This is a genomic window from Leptothrix cholodnii SP-6, from assembly GCF_000019785.1.
Classification (GTDB): Bacteria; Pseudomonadota; Gammaproteobacteria; order Burkholderiales; family Burkholderiaceae_C; genus Sphaerotilus; species Sphaerotilus cholodnii.
In genome coordinates this window covers 2,049,014-2,069,618 of sequence record NC_010524.1, presented here as the reverse complement: position 1 = coordinate 2,069,618, position 20,605 = coordinate 2,049,014, and the positions used below count along the sequence as shown (strand labels likewise).

General features: G+C 68.3%; 20 protein-coding genes and 2 tRNA genes. 8 read left to right on the top strand and 14 right to left on the bottom strand.

Annotated features, from left to right (window positions below):
• The first annotated feature begins 71 nt into the window (after positions 1 to 71).
• Complete coding sequence (locus tag LCHO_RS09575) at positions 72 to 896, top strand: undecaprenyl-diphosphate phosphatase (protein WP_043704095.1); 825 nt, start codon at positions 72 to 74, stop codon at positions 894 to 896.
• A 7-nt stretch (positions 897 to 903) separates the two neighbouring features.
• On the opposite strand, the gene trmB is transcribed toward LCHO_RS09575, so the two are convergent.
• Positions 904 to 1,644, bottom strand: a complete 741-nt coding sequence (gene trmB, locus LCHO_RS09570) for a tRNA (guanosine(46)-N7)-methyltransferase TrmB (RefSeq protein ID WP_050757326.1) — start codon at positions 1,642 to 1,644, stop codon at positions 904 to 906.
• Between the two features lie 82 nt (positions 1,645 to 1,726).
• On the opposite strand from trmB, the gene LCHO_RS09565 reads away from it, so the two are divergent.
• A tRNA-Gly gene (locus LCHO_RS09565) sits at positions 1,727 to 1,800 on the top strand.
• Between the two features lie 41 nt (positions 1,801 to 1,841).
• Here the strand turns inward: LCHO_RS09565 and LCHO_RS09560 are convergent.
• The 3 genes from LCHO_RS09560 to LCHO_RS09550 form a co-directional block, all read right to left on the bottom strand.
• Positions 1,842 to 2,273, bottom strand: coding sequence for a PilZ domain-containing protein (locus LCHO_RS09560; RefSeq protein WP_012346938.1), 432 nt, complete (start codon positions 2,271 to 2,273; stop codon positions 1,842 to 1,844).
• 119 nt (positions 2,274 to 2,392) lie between these two features.
• Positions 2,393 to 3,262 carry a carboxylating nicotinate-nucleotide diphosphorylase gene (gene nadC / locus LCHO_RS09555; protein ID WP_012346937.1) on the bottom strand — a complete coding sequence of 290 codons (870 nt, stop codon included), beginning with the start codon at positions 3,260 to 3,262 and terminating at the stop codon, positions 2,393 to 2,395.
• 228 nt (positions 3,263 to 3,490) lie between these two features.
• A complete protein-coding gene (locus LCHO_RS09550; protein WP_012346936.1) occupies positions 3,491 to 5,947 on the bottom strand; it encodes a penicillin acylase family protein in 2,457 nt (818 codons plus the stop codon).
• Between the two features lie 80 nt (positions 5,948 to 6,027).
• On the opposite strand from LCHO_RS09550, the gene LCHO_RS09545 reads away from it, so the two are divergent.
• Complete coding sequence (locus LCHO_RS09545; protein WP_043704093.1) at positions 6,028 to 7,038, top strand: D-2-hydroxyacid dehydrogenase family protein; 1,011 nt, start codon at positions 6,028 to 6,030, stop codon at positions 7,036 to 7,038.
• Between the two features lie 21 nt (positions 7,039 to 7,059).
• Here the strand turns inward: LCHO_RS09545 and LCHO_RS09540 are convergent, their stop codons facing one another.
• The 5 genes from LCHO_RS09540 to LCHO_RS09520 all read right to left on the bottom strand — a co-directional run bounded on the left by LCHO_RS09540 (position 7,060) and on the right by LCHO_RS09520 (position 10,370).
• Complete coding sequence (locus LCHO_RS09540) at positions 7,060 to 7,434, bottom strand: hypothetical protein (RefSeq protein ID WP_012346934.1); 375 nt, start codon at positions 7,432 to 7,434, stop codon at positions 7,060 to 7,062.
• A 30-nt stretch (positions 7,435 to 7,464) separates the two neighbouring features.
• The gene (gene upp, locus LCHO_RS09535; protein ID WP_012346933.1) at positions 7,465 to 8,091 is read right to left on the bottom strand and encodes a uracil phosphoribosyltransferase; all 627 of its coding nucleotides are present in this window, start codon (positions 8,089 to 8,091) and stop codon (positions 7,465 to 7,467) included.
• Between the two features lie 61 nt (positions 8,092 to 8,152).
• Complete coding sequence (locus LCHO_RS09530; RefSeq protein WP_012346932.1) at positions 8,153 to 8,929, bottom strand: SIR2 family NAD-dependent protein deacylase; 777 nt, start codon at positions 8,927 to 8,929, stop codon at positions 8,153 to 8,155.
• Entirely contained in the window at positions 8,926 to 9,660 is a 735-nt protein-coding gene (rlmB, locus tag LCHO_RS09525) for a 23S rRNA (guanosine(2251)-2'-O)-methyltransferase RlmB (RefSeq protein ID WP_012346931.1), read from the bottom strand. The genes LCHO_RS09530 and rlmB overlap by 4 nt, the downstream gene beginning before the upstream one ends.
• Before the next feature lie 20 nt (positions 9,661 to 9,680).
• Positions 9,681 to 10,370, bottom strand: a complete 690-nt coding sequence (locus tag LCHO_RS09520) for an ABC transporter ATP-binding protein (protein WP_043704090.1) — start codon at positions 10,368 to 10,370, stop codon at positions 9,681 to 9,683.
• 55 nt (positions 10,371 to 10,425) lie between these two features.
• Between LCHO_RS09520 and LCHO_RS09515 the strand changes: the two genes are divergently transcribed.
• Entirely contained in the window at positions 10,426 to 11,070 is a 645-nt protein-coding gene (locus LCHO_RS09515; RefSeq protein ID WP_012346929.1) for an arylesterase, read from the top strand.
• A 56-nt stretch (positions 11,071 to 11,126) separates the two neighbouring features.
• Here the strand turns inward: LCHO_RS09515 and phaR are convergent, their stop codons facing one another.
• The 4 genes from phaR to LCHO_RS09495 form a co-directional block, all read right to left on the bottom strand.
• Positions 11,127 to 11,714: a polyhydroxyalkanoate synthesis repressor PhaR gene (gene phaR / locus LCHO_RS09510; protein ID WP_012346928.1), complete on the bottom strand. Its 588-nt coding sequence runs from the start codon at positions 11,712 to 11,714 to the stop codon at positions 11,127 to 11,129.
• Between the two features lie 139 nt (positions 11,715 to 11,853).
• A tRNA-Val gene (locus LCHO_RS09505) sits at positions 11,854 to 11,930 on the bottom strand.
• A 64-nt stretch (positions 11,931 to 11,994) separates the two neighbouring features.
• Positions 11,995 to 14,271 carry a RelA/SpoT family protein gene (locus LCHO_RS09500; RefSeq protein ID WP_012346927.1) on the bottom strand — a complete coding sequence of 759 codons (2,277 nt, stop codon included), beginning with the start codon at positions 14,269 to 14,271 and terminating at the stop codon, positions 11,995 to 11,997.
• Between the two features lie 9 nt (positions 14,272 to 14,280).
• Complete coding sequence (locus LCHO_RS09495) at positions 14,281 to 15,183, bottom strand: alpha/beta fold hydrolase (protein WP_012346926.1); 903 nt, start codon at positions 15,181 to 15,183, stop codon at positions 14,281 to 14,283.
• A 73-nt stretch (positions 15,184 to 15,256) separates the two neighbouring features.
• Here LCHO_RS09495 and LCHO_RS09490 point away from each other — a divergent pair, with 73 nt between their 5' ends.
• Complete coding sequence (locus LCHO_RS09490; RefSeq protein ID WP_012346925.1) at positions 15,257 to 16,027, top strand: 3-hydroxybutyrate dehydrogenase; 771 nt, start codon at positions 15,257 to 15,259, stop codon at positions 16,025 to 16,027.
• A 21-nt stretch (positions 16,028 to 16,048) separates the two neighbouring features.
• Here the strand turns inward: LCHO_RS09490 and LCHO_RS09485 are convergent, their stop codons facing one another.
• Positions 16,049 to 16,723 carry an SIMPL domain-containing protein gene (locus tag LCHO_RS09485; RefSeq protein WP_012346924.1) on the bottom strand — a complete coding sequence of 225 codons (675 nt, stop codon included), beginning with the start codon at positions 16,721 to 16,723 and terminating at the stop codon, positions 16,049 to 16,051.
• 254 nt (positions 16,724 to 16,977) lie between these two features.
• On the opposite strand from LCHO_RS09485, the gene ompR reads away from it, so the two are divergent.
• From ompR to LCHO_RS09470, 3 genes are all read left to right on the top strand, one after another.
• Complete coding sequence (gene ompR, locus LCHO_RS09480; protein WP_012346923.1) at positions 16,978 to 17,712, top strand: osmolarity response regulator transcription factor OmpR; 735 nt, start codon at positions 16,978 to 16,980, stop codon at positions 17,710 to 17,712.
• A 19-nt stretch (positions 17,713 to 17,731) separates the two neighbouring features.
• Positions 17,732 to 19,147, top strand: coding sequence for a sensor histidine kinase (locus LCHO_RS09475; protein WP_012346922.1), 1,416 nt, complete (start codon positions 17,732 to 17,734; stop codon positions 19,145 to 19,147).
• A gap of 62 nt (positions 19,148 to 19,209) precedes the next feature.
• A complete protein-coding gene (locus LCHO_RS09470; protein WP_012346921.1) occupies positions 19,210 to 20,604 on the top strand; it encodes an AAA family ATPase in 1,395 nt (464 codons plus the stop codon).
• The last annotated feature ends 1 nt before the right edge of the window (position 20,605 follow it).

The window sequence follows — 20,605 nt, the reverse complement described above, 5'->3', positions numbered from 1 at the left end:
CCCGATCGATCGAACAGCCCCGCACGTGGCGGGGCTTTTTCTTGTCTGAACTGAACGTGTTGGGAGTGGATGTGGACGTCGTCATGCTGATCAAGGCCGCCGTGATGGGCATCGTGGAGGGCTTCACCGAGTTCCTGCCGATCTCCAGCACCGGTCACCTGATCCTCACAGGGTCCTTGCTCGGATTCACCGACGCCAAGAGCAAGGTTTTCGACATCGCGATTCAGACCGGCGCCATTTTCGCCGTGATCCTGGTTTATTGGCAGCGCATTGCCAGTACCGCGCGCGGACTGGGCTCCGACGCCCGCGCCCGCCGCTTCGCGCTCAACGTGCTGATCGGCTTTCTGCCGGCCGCCGTCGCGGGCCTGCTGCTGGGCAAGGCGATCAAGTCCCACCTGTTCACCCCCGAGATCGTGGCCGCGGCTTTCATCGTCGGCGGCATGATCATCCTGTGGGTCGAACGCCGCCCCGACACCCGGATCCGCGTGGCCACGATCGACGACATGAACCACGCCGACGCACTGAAGGTGGGCCTGATCCAGTGCGTGGCCATGATCCCCGGCACCAGCCGCTCCGGCGCCACCATCATCGGCGGGATGATGCTGGGGCTGTCGCGCCAGGCGGCAACCGATTTCAGCTTCTTCCTCGGCATCCCGACGCTGATCGGCGCAGGCGCCTACAGCCTCTGGAAAGAGCGGGCCCTGCTGTCGGCGCAGGACCTGCCGATGTTCGGTGTCGGCCTGCTGTTTTCGTTCATCTCGGCCTTGCTGTGCATCCGCTGGCTGCTGCGTTACGTGGCCACGCACAACTTCGTGCCGTTCGCCTGGTACCGCATCGCCTTCGGCATCGTGGTGCTGGCGACCTCTTACAGCGGCCTGATCGTCTGGAGCGAGTGACGCCCGCTCAGTCCGGCGCCGACGTGCGCCGGAACACCAGATCCCAGACGCCGTGGCCGAGCCGCAGGCCGCGTTGCTCGAACTTGGTGAGCGGACGGTAATCCGGCTTGGGCGCATAACCGTCTGCGGTGTTGACCAGGCCCGGCTCGGCGCTCAGCACCTCCAGCATCTGCTCGGCATAGGGTTGCCAGTCGGTGGCGCAATGCAGGTAGCCGCCAGGCGCCAGTCGCGTCATCAGGCGAGCGACGAAGTCCGCCTGGATGAGTCGGCGCTTGTTGTGCTTTTTCTTGTGCCAGGGATCGGGAAAAAAGATGTGCACCCCGGCCAGGCTGGCCGGCGCGAGCATCTGTTCCAGCACTTCCACCGCGTCGTGCTGAACGATGCGCAGGTTCGTCAGGCCGGTCTCACCGATCTGCTTGAGCAAAGCACCCACCCCCGGCGCGTGCACCTCCACCCCCAGGAAATTCAGCTCCGGCCGAGCCTGCGCGATCTGCGCGGTGGCCGTGCCCATGCCGAAACCGATCTCGAGCACGGTCGGCGCGTCGCGGCCGAAGGCCCGTGGCAAGTCGATCGGTGCAGTCTGAAAGGGCAGCAGGTAGAGCGGCCCGAGTTCTTCCATGGCGCGCTGCTGCCCGGTGCCCATGCGCCCGGCTCGCAGCACGAAACTGCGGATGCTGCGCCGCTGCGGAAGGTCTGTCTCAGGCTGCGATGAGGTGTCTGGGGTATCCACGGGGCGCGTCGTTGACATGGGGGGGAGGGGTGCGTCGAGGGCGCGGATTGTGCCCGATCAACGCTGCCGAATTGGGCCCCTATAATCCGGCTTCGCCCGAGCGGGTGTAGTTCAATGGTAGAACGGCAGCTTCCCAAGCTTCATACGTGGGTTCGATTCCCATCACCCGCTCCAAGGTCCAGCCAGCCCGGTTTCACCAGCCACGGCATGCGCCTCTAGTGGACTGAAGACGGGCCAATCGGCGGAAACTGTTCCGCGTGCAGGGCGATCCATTCATCGGCCGCCTCTTCTGAGCTGAGTTCCCGTCCCTCGAGTCGATGCACCGACATGCGGTACTCCTCGATGTGAAAGATCTGCTCGACCATGCGGACACGGAACGCATCTTCGGCGTCGAGAAACGTCACGCCCAAGTCGTAGCCCGTGTCACCGAGCTCGTGGCACCAGGCCACGCGCGCAGGCGCCTCGAATGGCGGCCTGACGGAAGGGATGCGGATCACGACTTGCTCGCCAGGCCTCAGTGCAAAGTTCGATCGAACCGCCAGGCCACCCAGGCTGATGTCATTCGAATGAACAGATGACCGCGGCAACAAGCCTTCCGTGCCGATCTCGACCGGAACATCCACCGGATGACGAACGAACTGCCGCATGGGTCACCTCCCGGGCGCAAGCTCGAATCGAGGCGCCGAGGTGATCTTCACGACCCGTGCGTCCGCTGTCCATGCAGTGTCCATGACACCAGTAGTTCGATGCGTCGCGTCGATCCGATTCACTCGCCGCTGGCGGTGAAGCGCATCGAGAGGTCGAGTGCCCGCAAGTGCTTGGTGATGGCGCCCACCGAAATCCGGTCGACGCCGGTCTCAGCCAGCGCGCGCACGGTTTCCAGGGTGGCACCGCCGGAATACTCGATCAAGGTCTTGCCGCCACAGGCACGGTGTTCGCGCACCAGCGCCACGGCGGTGCGGATGTCGTCGAGTTCGAAATCGTCGACCAGCAGCAGATCGACGTCTTCATCGAGCGCGATGCGCGCTTCCGCCAGCGTCTCGGCTTCGGTCATCAGCGGCACCGACAGGCCCAGCGCACGAGCCTGCCAGATGGCTTCGCGCAGGCCGCCGGCAGCGGAGACATGGTTTTCCTTGATCAGGATGCCGTCGTAGAGGCCGATGCGGTGGTTCAGTCCGCCGCCGCACACCACCGCATATTTCTGCGCATTGCGCAGGCCGGGCAAGGTCTTGCGGGTATCGACGATGCGGGTGCCGGTGCCGAGCACGGCATCGACATAGCGGCGCACGGACGTTGCAGTGCCCGACAGCGTCTGCAGGAAATTGAGCGCCGTGCGCTCGCCGGTCAGCAGCGCGCGGGCGCTGCCGCTGAGCAGGCAGACCACCTGATCGGGGGCCACCGAAGCGCCTTCGGGCACGGCCCAATCGATGCGCATGCCGGGCTGCAGGGCACGGAAGACGGCGTCGACCCAGGCCTGTCCGCACAGCACGGCCGCCTCGCGGCTGACGATGCGGGCGCTCGCCGTCTGAGACGGATCGACCAGTAGCGCAGTGACATCGCCGGATCCGAGGTCCTCGGCAAGCGCGATCTGGACATTGAGAGCGAGGTCGGCGGGCAATCGGGCGGCAGTCGTCATGTCGTGGAGGCCCGGCGGGGGGCCGCGTAAATGCAAACGGCCGCAATTGTCGCCGCTGCGCCGGCGGCGCTCGTGAGGGGTGTGTTCCGGTTGATCAACTCGCGCATGTGAGTTGACATAATATTCATCGTCACGCATCGACAACACACATCGCAGATGCCGCCGCACCTCGACAAGAGCTGGCCACGGACGTCGTCGCCGATGGCTGCGCCTCAAGGTCGGCGCTTTTCAGCGTGTCAAGGTCAAGACGTGCTCGGGCGAGCCGGCCGGCCAGACCGGAATCTGTTTTCCTGCCGCCCACAACGCGCTGAAGGCGCGGTAATCGGGCGTCAGCGCGATGCCGGACTGTCCGCTCGAGTGGATGAAACGCGAGCGCGACGGATCGGCCAGGTCGTAGACCGCACGCAGGCTCGGTGCGTGGTCGACCAGGAACAGTTCGCCGGTGTGCGGATCGGGCTTGAGCCCGACGCGCGTGGCGTTGATGCTGTGGCCGTCGCCACCCACAGGCACGCGCAACTCGAACAGCCGTTTCAGTGCGCTGACCTTGCTGAAGGGTCGGTGTTCCGAACGCGCCACATGCATGCGGTCCCAGCGCCACTGGCTGGTGTCGTCGCCGAGCTGAGCCTGCAGCAGCGCGTAGGCCTGATCGAGCGCCCGGTCGCGCAACTGGCCGCAGGTCTCGCTGGCGGCGGTGTTCTTGTCATCGCACCACCCGGCATCGTCGCGCGCCAGCACGCCTTCGAGGGCGTCCCGAAAACTGCGGCGCTCGCCGAAATGACTGTCCCACAGCGGCCCGAGTTCATCGGCGAACACGAGCGCCGTCAGCGCCCTCGCCCAGGCATGGAACACCAGCGGCGCGGCCTGGTCGCCACCCATCAACCCATCGAAACGAGCGATCCGGGGCGCCAGGCCCGCAGCCAGCGGATGACTGCTGCGCGAAGCCTGAAAAGCCGCCGCGAGCGCCTTGGCGCCCAGCGAAAGCTGGTCGAGCTGCATCGCGGCAAAGCTTTCGACATCGTGGGTGGGCCGCCCGGCCAGCAGCTGTTCGATGCGCTGCTGGCGGTACGGCGCCATCCATTCGCTGGTGATGTGGTGCGGATAGCCGGCGCCGACGATGCGCTGGTTGGCGGTGGCGAGCCAGCCTTCAGGCGGATCACGCCGGCTCGGCAAGTCCGCGGCCGGCAGATAGCCCGACCAGTCGTAGCGCGCATCCCAGCCCGGTGCGGGGACCAGCCCGCGCAGGTCGTTGTCGGGCGAACGCACCGGCAGCTTGCCCGGCACGACCAGCGCGATGTGGCCGTGTTTCCCGACGGCGTCGGCCACCAGCATGTTCTGCATCGGCGCGCTGTAGCGCGCGGCCGCGGCAATGAATTCAGGCACCGAGCCGGCGCGATTGAAGCGCAGGCCGGCCTCGATCGTGCCGACGTCCGCATCGAGCGCCGTCCACCGCATCGCGATGGCGTATCGGGGCGCCCCGCCCTGCCCGGCCGCCGCGCCGGTCAGGCCTTCGGTCGACGGACCGGCCGCGTCCGAGATCACCGGGCCGTGACGGCTGTGGCGCGCGGTCATCGTCACCGAGGCAGCGCCGCGGACGTGGATCACCTCGTCGTGGCGATCGAAGCGCTGCCAGCCGTCGGGGGTCTGGTATTGCTGCGCGTCGTCCGGGTGGATGCGCTCGAGGTAGAGATCCTGCACGTCGGGCGCGGTGTTGGTGAAGCCCCAGGCGATCGACTCGTTCTGGCCCAGCACCACCAGCGGCAGGCCCGGCATCGTCGCGCCGGCCACGTGCAGGCCCGGCGCTTCGAGACGGGCGAAATACCAGAGCGCCGGCGCGGTGAGCTTGAGGTGCGGGTCGTTGGCCAGCAGCGGCTTGCCGCTGCTGCTGCGCTGGCCCGACACCGCCCAGTTGTTCGAGCCGATGCCTTCGATGCCGGACTCGGGCGCCGCGCTGATGATCCGCTCGGCCAGCGGGCCCATGACCTGCCACTGCTGCGCCAGCGTCGTGTAATCGGCCGTCGGCAACGGCTGTTCGCCGGGGTATGGCGGCAGCAGTTCGTTGATGCGCGCCACGCTCATGCGCTGGGCCAGCCGCAGGCGCAGCAGTTCGGTGGTCCAGTTGCCACCCAGGTCCCAGGCCATCATGATCGACCAGGCCAGGCTGTCGACGGGTTGCCACTGTTCGGGCTGCACGCCGAGGATCAGGAATTCGGGCGGCCGCGCGCGCAGGTGCTTCGACAGATAGGCATTGATGCCGGCGGCATAGGCCTCCAGCGCCTGGCGTGCCTCGCCGCGGGTCTGCTCCCATTGGGCCTGCGCGGCGCGGCGCACGCCGAGCGCACGCAGGAACCGGTCGTTGTCGAGCGCCGGCGGGCCGAAGGCTTCGGCGAGCCGCCCGGCGCCGATGCGGCGATGGGTCTCGAGCTGCCACAGCCGATCCTGGGCGTGCACGAAGCCGAGGCCGAACAGCGCGCCTTCGATGCTGGCGGCGCGGATGGTCGGAATGCCGTGCGCATCGCGTTCGATGCGCACGTCCGCACCAGCGGCAGGCAGGCCGCTCACGTGCAGACGCCCGTCGGTGATCGGCAGGACCTGCTGGCGGTAGACCGCCCAGCCGACCAGCAAGGCCAGCAACAGCAGCAGACCCAGCCCGAGCAGGCCGTAGGCCCAGCGGCGCAATGCGCTCATGTGGTGTCTCCTCCAAGTGTCGGGTGTGACGCGCGCCCCGGGCGGCTGGAGGCACAATGCGCCGATCGAGCCCCATGCCCATGAACATCATCATTCTGGACGACTACCAGGACGCGGTACGCAAACTCAAGTGTGCCGAGCTTCTGGAGCCCTACAACCCCAAAGTCTTCACCAACACCGTCAAGGGGATCGGTCAGCTGGCGATCCGCCTCAAGGATGCCGAGATCCTGGTGCTGATCCGTGAACGCACGCAGTTCCCGAAGGCCCTGCTCGAGAAGCTGCCGCGCCTTCGACTGATCGCCCAGACCGGACGGGCCGGCTCGCACATCGACATCGAAGCCTGCACGCGACTGGGCATCGCGGTGGCCGAAGGCGTGGGTTCGCCGGTCGCGCCGGCCGAGCTGACCTGGGCCCTGATCATGGCGGCGATGCGGCGCCTGCCGCAGTACATCGGCAACCTCAAGCATGGCGCGTGGCAGCAGTCGGGACTGAAGGCGGGTTCGATGCCGCCGAACTTCAGCCTCGGCCTGGTGCTCAAGGGACGCACGCTCGGCATCTGGGGCTACGGCCGGATCGGCAGGCTCGTGGCCGGCTACGGCCTGGCGTTCGGCATGGACGTGCAGGTCTGGGGCAGCGAAGCCTCCCGGGCAGCGGCGGCAGCCGACGGGTTTGCCGTGGCCAGCAGCCGCGAGGCCCTGTTCGAGAGCAGCGACGTGCTGAGCGTCCACCTGCGGCTGGTCGAAGCCACCCGCGGCCTGATCGGGCTGGAGGATCTGTCGCGCATGAAGCCCACGGCCCTGTTCGTGAACACCTCGCGCGCCGAACTGGTCAAGGACAACATGCTGGTGACGGCGCTCAACCGCGGGCGTCCGGGCATGGCTGCGGTCGACGTGTTCGAGAGCGAGCCGATCCTGCAAGGCCATCCGCTGCTGCGCCTCGAGAACGCGGTCTGCACGCCGCACGTCGGCTATGTCGAGCTCGACAGCTACGAGCAGTACTTCAGCGCAGCGTTCCAGAACATCGTCAACTACCTCGACGGCAAGCCGAGCCACATCGTCAATCCCGACTCGCTGAAGGCGGCAAGGCCCTGACGATGCCCGGCTCGGGCCCGCTCAGCGCGGGCTCTCGTAGAAGACGTAGGACGTCGAGTAGTCGCTGACCTCGAAGTACACCCGCTTCTCGCCACTGCTGTCGACACCGTCGAGGTTTTCGTCGAGCACGCCGTAGCCGTAGCGATAAGGCCGCGGATTGCTGTCGTCGGTGCCGTAGGCGGTGCTCATCTTGTCGATCTTGACGAAGCGGCGCACCAGCTTTTCACCGGCGTAGATCTCGAGCACGCCGTTGGTGCCGGTCCAGTTCTGGATGCCGCGGCGGATCTCGTTCTGGCGCTCCTGGGTGCAACCCGCCAACAAGAACGTGACGGCAAGGCCGGCCGCGAGCACGGTCAGGCCAGGGCGCGAGCGAGGGGATTGAGTCTGCATGGACATGGGACGGTGTACGCAAGTTGAGACGCGGATTCAGACGGTGCCGAAGATCTTGTCGCCCGCATCGCCCAGGCCGGGGATGATGTAGCCGACCTCGTCGAGCCGGCTGTCGATGGCCGCGGCCCAGCAGCGCACGTCAGGGTGCGCGGCCTCGAGCGCGGCGATGCCTTCGGGCGCGGCCACCAGCACCAGGGCTCGCACATCGGTGCAGCCCTGTGCCTTCAGCACGTCGATGGCGGCGATCATGGAGCCGGCGGTGGCGAGCATCGGGTCGATGATCAACGCGATGCGCTCGTCGAGGTGGTCGACGAGCTTTTCGCAGTAGCACTCGGGCTGCAGCGTGGCGTGGTTGCGCGCCAGGCCGATCACGCTGACCTGGGCGGTCGGGATCAGGCCGAGCACGCCCTCGAGCATGCCCAAGCCGGCGCGCAGGATCGGCATCACCGTGATCTTGCGTCCGGCCAGCTGCTCGATCTGCACCGGCCCGCTCCAGCACGCGATGGTGGCGGCCTGCATCGGCAGGTCGGCGGTGGCCTCGCAGGTCAGCAGGCAGGCCAGTTCATGGGTCAGCTCACGGAACTGCTTGTTGGAGATCGCCGCCTCGCGCAGCAGGCCGATCTTGTGGCGCACCAGCGGATGTGTGACGGCAATGACGGGCATGGCGAAGTCCGGGGTGGCAAGTTCACGCCAGTGTAACGAGCGGCACCGGGCAGCCGATCGGCTACAGGGGGTCGAACAATCGCGGCAGCATCCGGGCCGCCGTAGCGCTCAGGACCAGGTGCGCCTCCTCGTCGATCTCGGTGGCTTGCGGATTGATGATCACCACGTGCGCGCCGGCATGGCGTGCGCGCGCCACCAGCCCCGCCGCCGGCCAGACCGAACCCGACGTGCCCACCACCAGCAGCACGTCGGCCTCGGAGACCGCAGCCTCGGCCGCCGTCAGTGCGTCGTACGGCAGGTTTTCACCGAACCACACCACCGCCGGGCGCAGCAGGTTGCCGCAATGCCGGCAGCGCGGCGGCCGGGCATCGGGTGCGGCCGGATCGACCTCGCACACCGGCGCGTCGGCAGCGCCCGCATGCGCACAGGGATCGAGCCACCGATCGGCCAGGATGTCGCCGTGCAGGCGGATCACCTCGGCACAGCCGGCACGCTGGTGCAGGTCGTCGACGTTCTGCGTGACGATGCGCAGGCGCCCCGGATGCCGGCGCGCATACGCCGCCAGCGCAACATGCCCGGCGTTGGGCTGCGCCTGGCGCACGCCCTCGCGACGCATCGCATACCAGTCCCAGACCTGCGCCGGATCGGCACGAAAGCCTTCGGCGCTGGCGAGCTGCATCGGGTCGAACCGGGCCCACAGGCCGGTCTGCGCATCACGAAAGGTCGGGATGCCGCTCTCGGCCGACATGCCCGCGCCGCTGAACACGCAGATGCGCCCGGCGTGACGCAGGCGGACGCGCAGGTCCCGCAACGGATGCCGGCTCTGCGGCAGGCTCATTGGCGCTGCCGCAGGGCTTCGTAGAGGCACACCGCCGACGCGACCGACACGTTCAGGCTCTCGACCGCGCCGCGCATCGGGATGTGCACGAGCTCGTCGCAGGTCTTGCGCGTGAGCTGGCGCATGCCGGGGCCTTCGGCACCGAGCACGATCGCGACCGGGCCGCTCAGGTCGATGTCGTAGATCGACTGGGTGGCGTCCTCGCTGGTGCCGATGACGCGGATGTCGCGTTCCTTCAGTTCGTTGAGCGTGCGCGCCAGGTTCGTCACCATGAAGTACGGCACCGTCTCGGCGGCTCCGCTGGCGACCTTGGCGACCGTGGCGTTGACACCGACGGCGTGGTCCTTGGGCGCGATCACCGCGTGGGCGCCAGCCCCGTCGGCCACGCGCAGGCAGGCGCCGAGGTTGTGCGGATCGGTCACGCCGTCGAGCACCAGGACCAGCGGCGGACCCTCGACGGCATCGAGCAGATCGTCGAGCGAGTGGATCGGCGCCAGCACGTTGACCCGCGCGACCACGCCCTGGTGGCGCGTGTTGCCGGCCATCTGGCCGAGGCGCTTGTCGTCGGTCTCGATCAGCCTGATGCCGGCGGCCTCGACCCGCGCGACGAACTGGCGCATGCGCGCGTCGCGCCGGGCCGGATCGACATGCACCTCGAGCACCGAGGCGGGCGCGGTCTTGACGCGCACCGTGACGGCGTGGAATCCAAAAAGCAGGCTGTTTGCAGACATCGGGCGATGTTAGCGGCTGGTCAGGCCTCGGCCTCGACCTGCATGCGCCCCGCGACCAGGCGGATCTGCCGATCGCAACGTGCCGCGATGCCGACGTCGTGCGTCACCAGGACCAGCGTGGTGCCGACCTCGCGGTTGAGTTCGAGCATCAGCTGCATCACCGCCTCGCCGGTGGCGTGGTCGAGGCTGCCGGTGGGCTCGTCGGCCAGCAGCAGGGCCGGCCGCACCACGAAGGCCCGCGCCAGCGCGACACGCTGCTGTTCACCGCCCGACAGCAATTTCGGAAAGTGTCCGAGCCGCGCACCCAGCCCGACCCGCTGCAGCATCTCGGTGGCCATGCGCCGGGCATCGCGCTCGCCGCGCAACTCGAGCGGCAGCATGACGTTCTCGAGCGCCGTGAGGTGACCCATCAGCTGAAAGCTCTGGAACACGAAGCCGACGTGCTCGCCGCGCACGGCGGCGCGGGCGTCTTCATCGAGCGAAAACAGGTCGATGCCCGCCAGCCGAACCTGGCCCGCGCTGGGCACGTCCAGCCCCGCCAGGATCGACAGCAGTGTGCTCTTGCCGGAGCCCGAGGCGCCCACGATCGCGACCGATTCCCGGGCCGCCAGGCGAAAGGAGATCTCATGCAGAATCGTCAGAACACCGCTTGCGTCATGCACCTGCTTGGTGACGCCCTTGACCTCGATGATCGACCCTGTCTTGTCCACGACTGTACCCACGCCAGTTTCCCGTTCGACTTGTTGTTCGCGCCGCGAATGTATCTTGATCGGGCTGCGCGCCGCCGGCGCAGGGGCGATCGCCGCACTGGCGTCTTCAGGCACGGCACTCGCGGCGGCAGCGCAGCAACGCAAGATCCTGGTGGTCGGCGACAGCCTGTCGGCCGAATACGGCCTGCCCCGCGGCAGCGGCTGGGTCGCGTTGCTCGAGGCCCGACTGGCGGCGCACAAGCCGGCCTACACCGTGATCAACGCCAGCATCAGTGGCGACACCACCTCGGGTGGCCGCTCGCGCCTGCCGGCGCTGCTCGTCCAGCACAAGCCCAGTCACGTGGTGATCGAGCTCGGCGGCAACGACGCCCTGCGCGGCCTGCCGCTGGCCATGACCGAAGCCAACCTGCTGGCGATGGCGCAGGCGGCCCGCGCTGCTGGCGCAGCAGTCATGCTCGTGGGCATGCAGGTGCCGCCCAACTACGGGCAGGCCTACAGCCGCGATTTCGCCGGACTGTTCGGCAAGGTGGCCCAGCGCGAACGTGCCGCGCTGGTGCCGTTCCTGCTCGCCGGCATTGCCGACGCGTCCGACGCCCAGAAGTGGTTCCAGCCGGACCGCATCCACCCCACCGCCCAAGCGCATCCGCGCATGCTCGAAAACGTCTGGCAGGTGATGACGGGCTGGCTCGGGCGGGGCTGAACGCGGCCCTGATCGCACCGCGAAGTGCGGCCGTCACCAGGCAATCAGGCGACTCTTCAACCCTTGCTGCTCGGTGGCGGCGTGAGCCCCGACATGCCGGGGAAGAAGCTCTCGGCCTGCTTCTGCATCTGCTCCTGCATCTTCGCGAACACGCTCTTGGACTGTTCGAGGTAGCTGCCCATGAAGCCCTGCATCACCGGCGCCTGCATCGACATGAACTGCGACCAGGCATCGGCATTGAACGCCTTGCCCTCATAGAGCCCGCCGGTCTGCTCGGCGAAGCGCTTCTGCATGTCGATGAACGCCTGCAGGTTCTTCTCGAGGTAGGCGCCCATCAGGCCCTGCATCGTGTGGCCGTAGAAGCGGATGATCTGGCCCAGCATCTCGGTCGAGAACATCGGCACGCCGGCCGACTCTTCCTCGAGAATGATCTGCAGCAGGATGCTGCGCGTGAGTTCGTCGCCCGACTTGGCGTCACGAATCTCGAAGTTCTCGGAGTCGAGCACCATCTGCTTGACATCGGCCAGCGTGATGTAGCTGCTGGTCCGGGTGTCGTAAAGCCGGCGGTTCGGGTATTTCTTGAGCACGCGCAGTCCGTCAGTGGGGCCCTCGCTGGGCTCGGCGGTGCGGCGATTGGCTGGCATGCAAGACTCTCCTGGGTGCAACTGCACAATGATTCTAGGCAGTGCCTGCAGCAGCAGGCACTGGGGTTTGTCAGCGACGCTGCGGATGCGAAAAAGCCCGACAGATCTGAGATCTGCCGGGCTTGATGCCTACCATTTCTGGTAGGCGCGATTGGACTCGAACCAACGACCCCCACCATGTCAAGGTGGTGCTCTAACCAGCTGAGCTACGCGCCTAACGAAGACTTAGACTATAGCATCGTTTTCAAAACCGTCAACAACTTCGGCAAACAATTTTGCTTCAACGGCGCTGTGCGCTCCGCACGCCGTTCACCGATGCGACCAGGCTCAGCACGTGAGCCAGCAGCGCCGAGTCGGCCACCTCGACTGTGAAGGTCATCCAGGCCGTGCCCTTGACCGAGCGGGTGTGCACGCCGGTGACGTTCATCTTCTCCTTGGCGAACACCTCCGAGATGTCGCGCAGCAGGCCTTGCCGGTCGACGGCCGTCACCGAGACGTTGACCGGGTAGACCGCATTGCGTCCGTCAGAAGCGCCCTGGCTGCCCCAGGTGACAGGGATCGCACGCTCGGGGTGGCGCGCCACCATCTCGCGAAAGTTCAGGCAGTCCTTGCGGTGAACCGCCACGCCCTTGCTGCGGGTGACGAACCCACCGATCACGTCGGGCGGCGCCGGCCGGCAGCAATGCGCCAGTTGCGTGAGCAGCGATCCGACACCGACCACCAGCACGCCATTGCCGCCGCCGGCATGGCTGCGTGACCGCTTGAACACCGGCGTGTCGTCTTCGACCACCGGCTCGGGCGGGCGCAGCTGCAGCTCGATGTTGCGCAACGAATACTCGTCCTTGCCGACCACCTCGAACAGCGCCTCGGCATGACGGAAACCCAGCTGCGTGGCCAGCTCGTCGAGCTTGATGGCCGTGCGGCCTTCGCGCTGCAGCAGCTTGTCGACCGCCTCGCGCCCGCGTGCGACGGTGTCCTGCAAGGCACGGGCATTGAACCAGGCGCGCGCCTTGGCCCGCGCGCGGTGGCTCTGCAGATAACCGAGCTGCGGGTTGAGCCAGTCGAGCGACGGCCCGCCCTCCTTGGCGGCGACGATCTCCACCGTCTGTCCGCTCTTGAGCGGCGTGATCAGCGGCACCAGCGCCCCGTCGACACGCGCGCCCCGGCAGCGGTGGCCGAGGTCGGTGTGCAGCTGGTAGGCGAAGTCGATCGCCGTGGCCCCGGCCGGCAACTCGATCACGCTGCCCTGCGGCGTGAGCACGTAGATGCGGTCCTCGAAGAACCCGGCGCCTGCGCCCTGCCCGCCCAGCCCGGCGGCCTGGGCCGCGCTCTGGCCGGCGAAATCGCGCTCCCAGGCCAGCAGCTGATGCAGCACCGCACGGCGCGCCAGGGCCACGCGATCCTCGAAGTCGCCCGCTGCGCTGACACCGGCGTAACCCTTGCTGCCGGCCTCCTTGTAGGCCCAGTGCGCGGCCACGCCGCTCTCGGCGTGTTCGTGCATCTCGCGGGTGCGGATCTGGATCTCGAACGGGCGCTGCTCGTCGTCGAGCACCACCGTATGCAGCGACTGGTAGCCGTTGGCCTTGGGCCGGGCGATGTAGTCGTCGAACTCGTCGGGCAGCGCATGCCAGAGCTCGTGCACGCGGCTGAGCGCGGCATAGCAGTCGCGCACATCGGCGACGATCACCCGCAGCGCGCTCACATCGAAGACCCGCGAGAAATCGAGGCTCTTGCCCTGCATCTTTTTCCAGATGCTGTAGATGTGCTTGGGCCGGCCCTGTACCTGCGCCTGCACACCCGCCTGCGCCAGGGCTTGTGCCAGGTGTTCGCGGGCACGCTCGATGCCGGTCTCGCGCTCGACGCGTTTTTCATCGAGCAGGCGGGCGATCCGCTTGTACTGCTCGGGCTGCAGGAACCTGAACGCCAGGTCCTCCAGCTCCCATTTGATCTGCCAGATGCCGAGCCGGTTGGCCAGTGGCGCGAACACCTGCTGGCTCTCGCGCGCCAAGGCCCGCGGGCACGGCGTGCGGCTGGCCGCGTGGAAGCGCAGCGTCTGCAGCCGCGACGCCAACCGCAGCAGCACCACCCGCAGGTCGTGTGAAAACGCCAGCAGCATCTTGCGCACGCGCTCGAGCTGCTCGGCCAGCACCTCCTGGTCGGTTTCCTCGAGCAAGGCATCGCGCGCGCTGCGCTGCAGCTTCACCAGCTTGCGCGTGTGCGTCACCAGGCTCGCGTACGACGGGCCGAAAGCCTGGCTGACCACCGTCTCGGGGTCGGTCAGGAAATCGCCGGCGTAGACCAGGTAGACCGCCGCCTGCATCGACGGCGCGGCACCCACGCTCTTGAGGATCTGCGCCACGCCGTCCGCGTGTTCGAGCGCGTCTTCACCGGTGTCGAACCGGTGCCCGCTCAGCAAGGGCACGGCAAAGGCACGGGCCCGCTCGAGCCGCTCGGTTTCCTGGCCGGCGTCGGGCTGGCCGGCCGTGCCGACCGCATCGGCCAGTTGCAGGATCGGCGAAGCCGACTCGGCCCCGACGTCGAGGCGCGTCGTCTTCATCGCGGCACCTCAGGCGGGAACCGCTGCTTCGGGCGCCGTCACCAGCCCTTCGGCCAGGAAGCCGCGCACGCATTCGACCTGATCGGGCGCGACCAGCGTCGGCGCATGGCCCACGCCGTCGAACTCGACCAGCCGCGCATGCGGACCGCGCCGGGTCATCGCCACGGCGGTCTCGCGCGACAGCAGATCGGATTCGGCCCCGCGCAGCAGCAGGGTCGGCACCTGAACGCGGTCATAGCTGTTCCACAGCAAGGCCTGGCCGGCCAGTGCCAGCTCGGGCGTGACGGCGCGGAACGGCAGCGCGATGGCCGGGTCGTAGTGCGGGATCAGGTCGCCTTCGGGTGCGCGCTTGAGTTGCGGACGGCTGAGCGCCAGCCACTGCTCGTCGCTGTGCGGGCCGAAACTCGCCGAGATGCTGCGCAGGAACGCCGCCGCCTTGACCTCGTCGGCAAACCGCACCGGCGCACCGAGGTAGGTGCCGATGCGCTGCAGCGAGGCGTATTCGATCACCGGCCCGACGTCGTTGAGCACCAGGCGCGAGACCGGGCTGTTGCGCAGGCCGGCGAGACCCAGGCCGATCAGCCCGCCCATCGAGGTGCCGACCCACGCCACCTTGGGCACGTTCAGGCGCGCGATCAGCGTCACCATGTCGGCCACGTAGGCCGGCACCTGGTAGCCCATCGGATCGGGCAGCCAGTCGGACTGGCCGCGGCCGACCACGTCCGGACAGATCACCCGCCATTGCGGCGCGAGCGCGCGCGCCAGGGTGTCGAAGTCACGCCCCTGGCGCGACAGGCCATGCACGCACACCACCACCTGCGGGTTGTCGGAGTCGCCCCACTCCCAATACGCCATGCGGTGCAGGCCCTGGGAGTCGAGGCAGGAGACGTGGTGAAGGCGCGGTTCGTGCATGGAGGGCTGTCAGCTGAAAGGCAACAAGTGCATTCGATAATGCCATCGTACCCAACTGAACAAGGAAGCTCACATGCTCAAGGGCAAGACCGCTCTGGTCACCGGTTCCACCAGCGGCATCGGACTGGGCGTGGCACTCAGCCTCGCACGTCAAGGCGCCAACGTGATCCTCAACGGCTTCGGTGACGCCAGCGGCCCGCAGGCCGAGGTGGCCGCACTCGGCGTCAAGGTGGGTTACCACGGCGCCGACATGAGCAAGCCGGCCGAGATCGAGGCCATGATGGCCTACGCGCAGGCCGAGTTCGGCGGCGTCGACATCCTCGTCAACAACGCCGGCATCCAGCACGTCGCGCCGGTGCAGGACTTCCCGGTCGAGCGCTGGGACGCGGTGATCGCGATCAACCTCAGCTCGAACTTCCACACCACCCGCCTCGCCCTGCCCGGCATGCAGGCGCGCAACTGGGGCCGCATCATCAACATCGCGTCGGTGCACGGCCTGGTGGGCTCGGCGCAGAAGTCGGCCTACGTGGCGGCCAAGCACGGCGTGATCGGCTTCACCAAGGTCACGGCACTCGAGAACGCCACCACCGGCGTCACCTGCAACGCCATCTGCCCGGGCTGGGTGCTGACGCCGCTGGTGCAGAAGCAGGTCGATGCGCGCGCCGCGCACGACGGTGTCGACATCGCCGAAGCCACCCGTCGCCTGCTCGGCGAGAAGCAGCCGTCGATGCAGTTCACCACGCCCGAGGAACTCGGCGAACTCGCCGTCTTCCTGTGCTCGCCCGCCGGCAACAACGTGCGCGGCGTGGCCTGGAACGTCGACGGCGGCTGGACGGCGCAGTAAACACTTACCGCGCCTGCGACGTCAGCGCGTCAGCGTGATCGAGCCCTGCACCGTCACGCTCATGCTGCCCTTGCCACCCTCGGTGGGCAGCGGCGCGCTGTCTTCCATCGACTTGGCCATCGACCGCATGGCGAGCATCGGCGGTCGGCCACCGCCGTCGGTGTCGATCGTCTGCACGTTGACTTCGCCCAGCGCGTAGCCGTTGAAGCCGAACAGCCTGGCGACCTCGCCGGCGCGCGAGCGGAACTTCTGGATCGCCTGGGCCGCCAGCGCCGACTCCTCTTTCTCGCGCAGCTGGCGCGACAGGCTGTAGCCGGTGGCGACGATCGCCATGCCGCCGAGCTTGCCCGCCGTGGCGGCCACCCGTGCCACGTCGCGGCCCTTGAGCAGCAGTTCGGCCGAGCCTGACCAGCCGCTCGGCTTGCCGTCGCGGCCATAGCGCGGGCTGAGGTTGAAACTGCCGGTGCTGACCTCCATCGCATCCGGCGCGGCCTGGCGCCGGGCCTCGGCGAGCGCCTGGTCGAGCACCTGCTTCAACTGGACCTGCACGGTGGCCGCGTCGGCCCCTTCGCGCTGCGCCTGCAGCGTCACCGACAGGGTGTCGAGCGGCACCTCCACCGTGGCCGTGGCGGCAAAGCTGACCCGGTTTTCAGGCAGCTCGCCCGCATGGGCGACCGGCATGACGGCGCCGAGCATCAGCGCCGACACCAGTGCGCAGAGGCCCGCCTTTCGTCCGACGAGACGGACGCTTCGCAGGCTTGAATCCGTGCCGGCAGAACGGGCTTGGCGGTCATCGATTCGAGAGTTCATGGGTACCTTTTTGTACAAGGGATGAGCTTGAAATCAAACTGAGACACCGCGCGCAAGAAATGTAACAGCCGGTCAGAACGGGCGAAAAACGGCTTCGGCCGTGCGCACAATCGTGTCTGTTACAAATTGGGAAGCCACCGATGACAAACCAGAACCCCCAGCGCACCGACCGCATCGTGGTGGTTGACGACGACGCCCGCATCCGCGATCTGCTGCGCCGCTATCTGACGCAGGAAGGCTTCGAGGTGCTGCTGGCCGAGGACTCCAAGGCGCTCAACCGCATTCTGACGCGAGAGACGGTCGACCTGATCGTGCTCGACCTGATGCTGCCCGGCGAGGACGGCCTGTCGATCTGCCGGCGCCTGCGCGCGGCCAACGACATCACGCCGATCATCATGCTGACGGCCAAGGTCGACGACGTCGACCGCATCGTCGGCCTGGAAGTCGGCGCCGACGACTACCTGCCCAAGCCCTTCAACCCGCGCGAACTGCTGGCGCGCATCAACGCCGTGCTGCGCCGCCGGCCGGTGATGGAAGCGCCCGGCGCGCCGTCGCGCGAGGCTCAGAGCGTCACCTTCGGGCCGTTCGAGTTCGACCTCGCGCTGCGCCGCCTGACCCGCGACGGCGAGGTGATCTCGCTGACCACCGGCGAGTTCTCGATGCTCAAGGCCCTGGTGCGCCACCCGCGCCAGCCGCTCAGCCGCGACAAGCTGGCCCAGCTGGCGCGTGGCCGCGAGTTCGAACCCTTCGACCGCAGCCTCGACGTGCAGGTCTCGCGGCTGCGCAAGATGATCGAGCCCGATCCGTCACAGCCGCGCTACATCCAGACCGTCTGGGGTGTCGGCTACGTCTTCGTGCCGGACGGCGCGGCGTAAAGCGGATCCTGCTGTCTCCATGGTCTCCACCACCTCCACCACCCTGCAGGCCGGCGCGGTCAAGCGCGCGCCGGCATCGACGCCGCTGCGCGGCTTCACCGCGCTGCTGCGGCGCACCGTGCTGCTGAGCCTGTTCTGGCGCACCTTCCTGCTGTTGTCGATCATGCTGGGGGTGGGCATCCTGGGCTGGACCTACGTGCTGCGCTACTTCGAGCTGGAGCCGCGTGCGGTGCAGGCCGCGCAGCAGATCGCCAGCTTGGTGAACCTGTCGCGCGCGGCCTTGCGCTACACCGACCAGGTCAACCGCGTGTCGCTGGTGAAGAACATCGCCGAGCAGGAGGCCGTCAAGCTGCAGCCGCGTGAACCGGGCGACAAGTGGGAGCCGTTCGAAGTCGACCGCTTCACCCGCACCATCGGCGCCGAGCTGCGCAGCCGGCTCGGGCCGCAGACGGTGGTGGCGAGCACCGTCAACGGCAGCAGCGGGCTGTGGGTGGGTTTCCTGATCGAGACCGACCAGTACTGGCTGCAGGCCGACCCGAACCGGGTGCAGACCGCCATCACCGGCATGACCTACTTCCTGGTGATGGGCCTGACCTTCCTGGCCACGCTGGTGGTGTCGGCCTACATCGCCGCCAAGATCAACCTGCCGCTGCGCGAACTCAGCTCGGCGGCCAGCCGCATCCGCGAGGGCGAGTTCACCTCGCGCCTGGATGAAGACACCGCGACGATGGAGATCCGCGAGGTCAACCGCGGCTTCAACCGCATGGCGCGCGAGCTGGCCAAGATCGAGGACGACCGCGCCGTGATGCTGGCCGGCATCTCGCACGACCTGCGCACGCCGCTGGCGCGCATCCGCCTCGAGACCGAGATGAGCGTGTCCGACGAGGAGGCGCGCAGCAACATGGCGATGGACATCGACCAGCTCGACGCCATCATCGACAAGTTCATGGACTACGCCCGCCCGACCGAGGTCAAGCTCGCGCCGGTGGTGCTGGCGGTGCTGCTCGACACGGTGATCCGCCGCGTCAGCAGCGAGCACCTGAAGGTGACCGCGCGCGTCACCACCGACGTACGCGTGCTGGGCGACGAGACCGACCTCGACCGCATCTTCGCCAACCTGTTCGAGAACGCGCGGCGCTACGCGCAGTCCGACGACGGCGTGGCGCATGTCACCGTCACCTACGCACGTGCCGGCCAGTGGGTGGTGGTGAGCGTGCGCGACGAGGGGCCGGGCGTCAGCCCCGAGCAGCTCGCGCACCTGACCACGCCGTTCTACCGCGGCGACAAGGCCCGCACCCACACCAGCAGCACCGGCGCCGGGCTCGGGCTGGCGATCGTCGAGAAGACCGTCACCCGCATGGGCGGCCAGCTCGAACTCGGCAACGCCCAGGGCGGCGGTTTCATCGCCTACGTGAAGCTGCGCCGCGCGCCCTGAAACCGGCCGCGGCAGGGGCAGCCCCGAGGCGGCGTGGCCGGTCACGCCGGCACAATCGGGCCATGCCTGCACCATCCGTCCAAGCGCGCCTGCGGGCGCAGATCGAGGCCCTCGAAACCGGTTTGCTCGAACGCGAGACGGCCGTGCGGCTGGTCCTGCTGGCCGCCCTGGCCGGCGAACACGTGCTGCTGATCGGCCCGCCCGGCACCGCCAAGAGCGAACTGGCGCGCCGCCTGCACGGCGTGCTGGCGAGCGGGCGCTATTTCGAGCGCCTGCTGACGCGCTTCTCGACGCCCGAGGAACTGTTCGGCCCGCTGTCGCTGAAAGCCCTGGAGGACGACCGCTTCGAGCGCCTGACCGACGCCTACCTGCCCACCGCCAGCATCGCCTTCCTCGACGAGGTCTTCAAGGCCAACTCGGCGATCCTCAACGCGCTGCTGACGCTGCTCAACGAACGCGAGTTCGACAACGGCAGCCAGCGCCTGCACGTGCCGCTGATCAGCGTGATCGGCGCCACCAACGAGGTGCCTGGCGAAGACGCGCTGATGGCCTTCTACGACCGCTTCCTGCTGCGCGTGCCGGTGACACCGGTCAGCGACGCGGCCTTCGGCGCGCTGCTGCAGCTCGAAGGCCGCGCTCCGGCTCGCCCGGCCGAACAGTGGCAGCCCGACGAACTGGCCGCGCTGCTCGAGGCCCGCGCCGGCGTGGCGCTGCCCGAATCGGTGCAGGCCCACCTGGCCGCGCTGCGACTGCGCCTGAAGGCGCAGGACATCGCCGTCTCCGACCGCCGCTGGCGCCAGCTGGTCGGCCTGCTGCGCAGCGCCGCGCACACCGACGGCCGCAGCAGCGTCGACGAACTCGACCTCTGGCTCGTGCCCTACGCGCTGGCGCAGCAGCCCGCGCAGGTGGCCGGGATCGAGGCCTGGTTCCTGTCCGACGTCGCCGAGGCCGCGCCGCAGGACGCCCCCTGGCTGACCCGCGCCGTCGAGGCCTTCGAGAAACAGCTCGAACTGGAGCAGGACGCCAGCCCCGAGGGCGGCGACGACCAGGGCGCCGGCAAGCTCTCGCTGGCGCGTGCGATCAGCGGCGGCAGCGGTGGCGCCGGCGAGGGCATGCTGCGCATCGTCAGTGCGTCGCTCGAAAAGGAACTGCGCCGCCACTACAGCCCGGTGCACGTCGCCGCCCGCCTGGCGCAGGTCGACGAGGTGCTGGCGCGCGCCCGCGCGCAGGCCGACGGCGTGCGCCAGCAGCTCGACGCGCTGACGGCACGTCTGGCCGGGCGGCTCTGGTTGCCACCCGCGCTGGCCGCCGCAATGCGCTCGGCACGCGAGCGGACACTGGCCCTGCTCGATCACCTCTGCGAGCGGCTCGAAGCTGCCGCGGTCGGCTATGCCGATCTGCCGGTGAGCGCCGAACTGCCGGCGCAGACACCCGAACCGATCGAACTGCGGGCCTGAC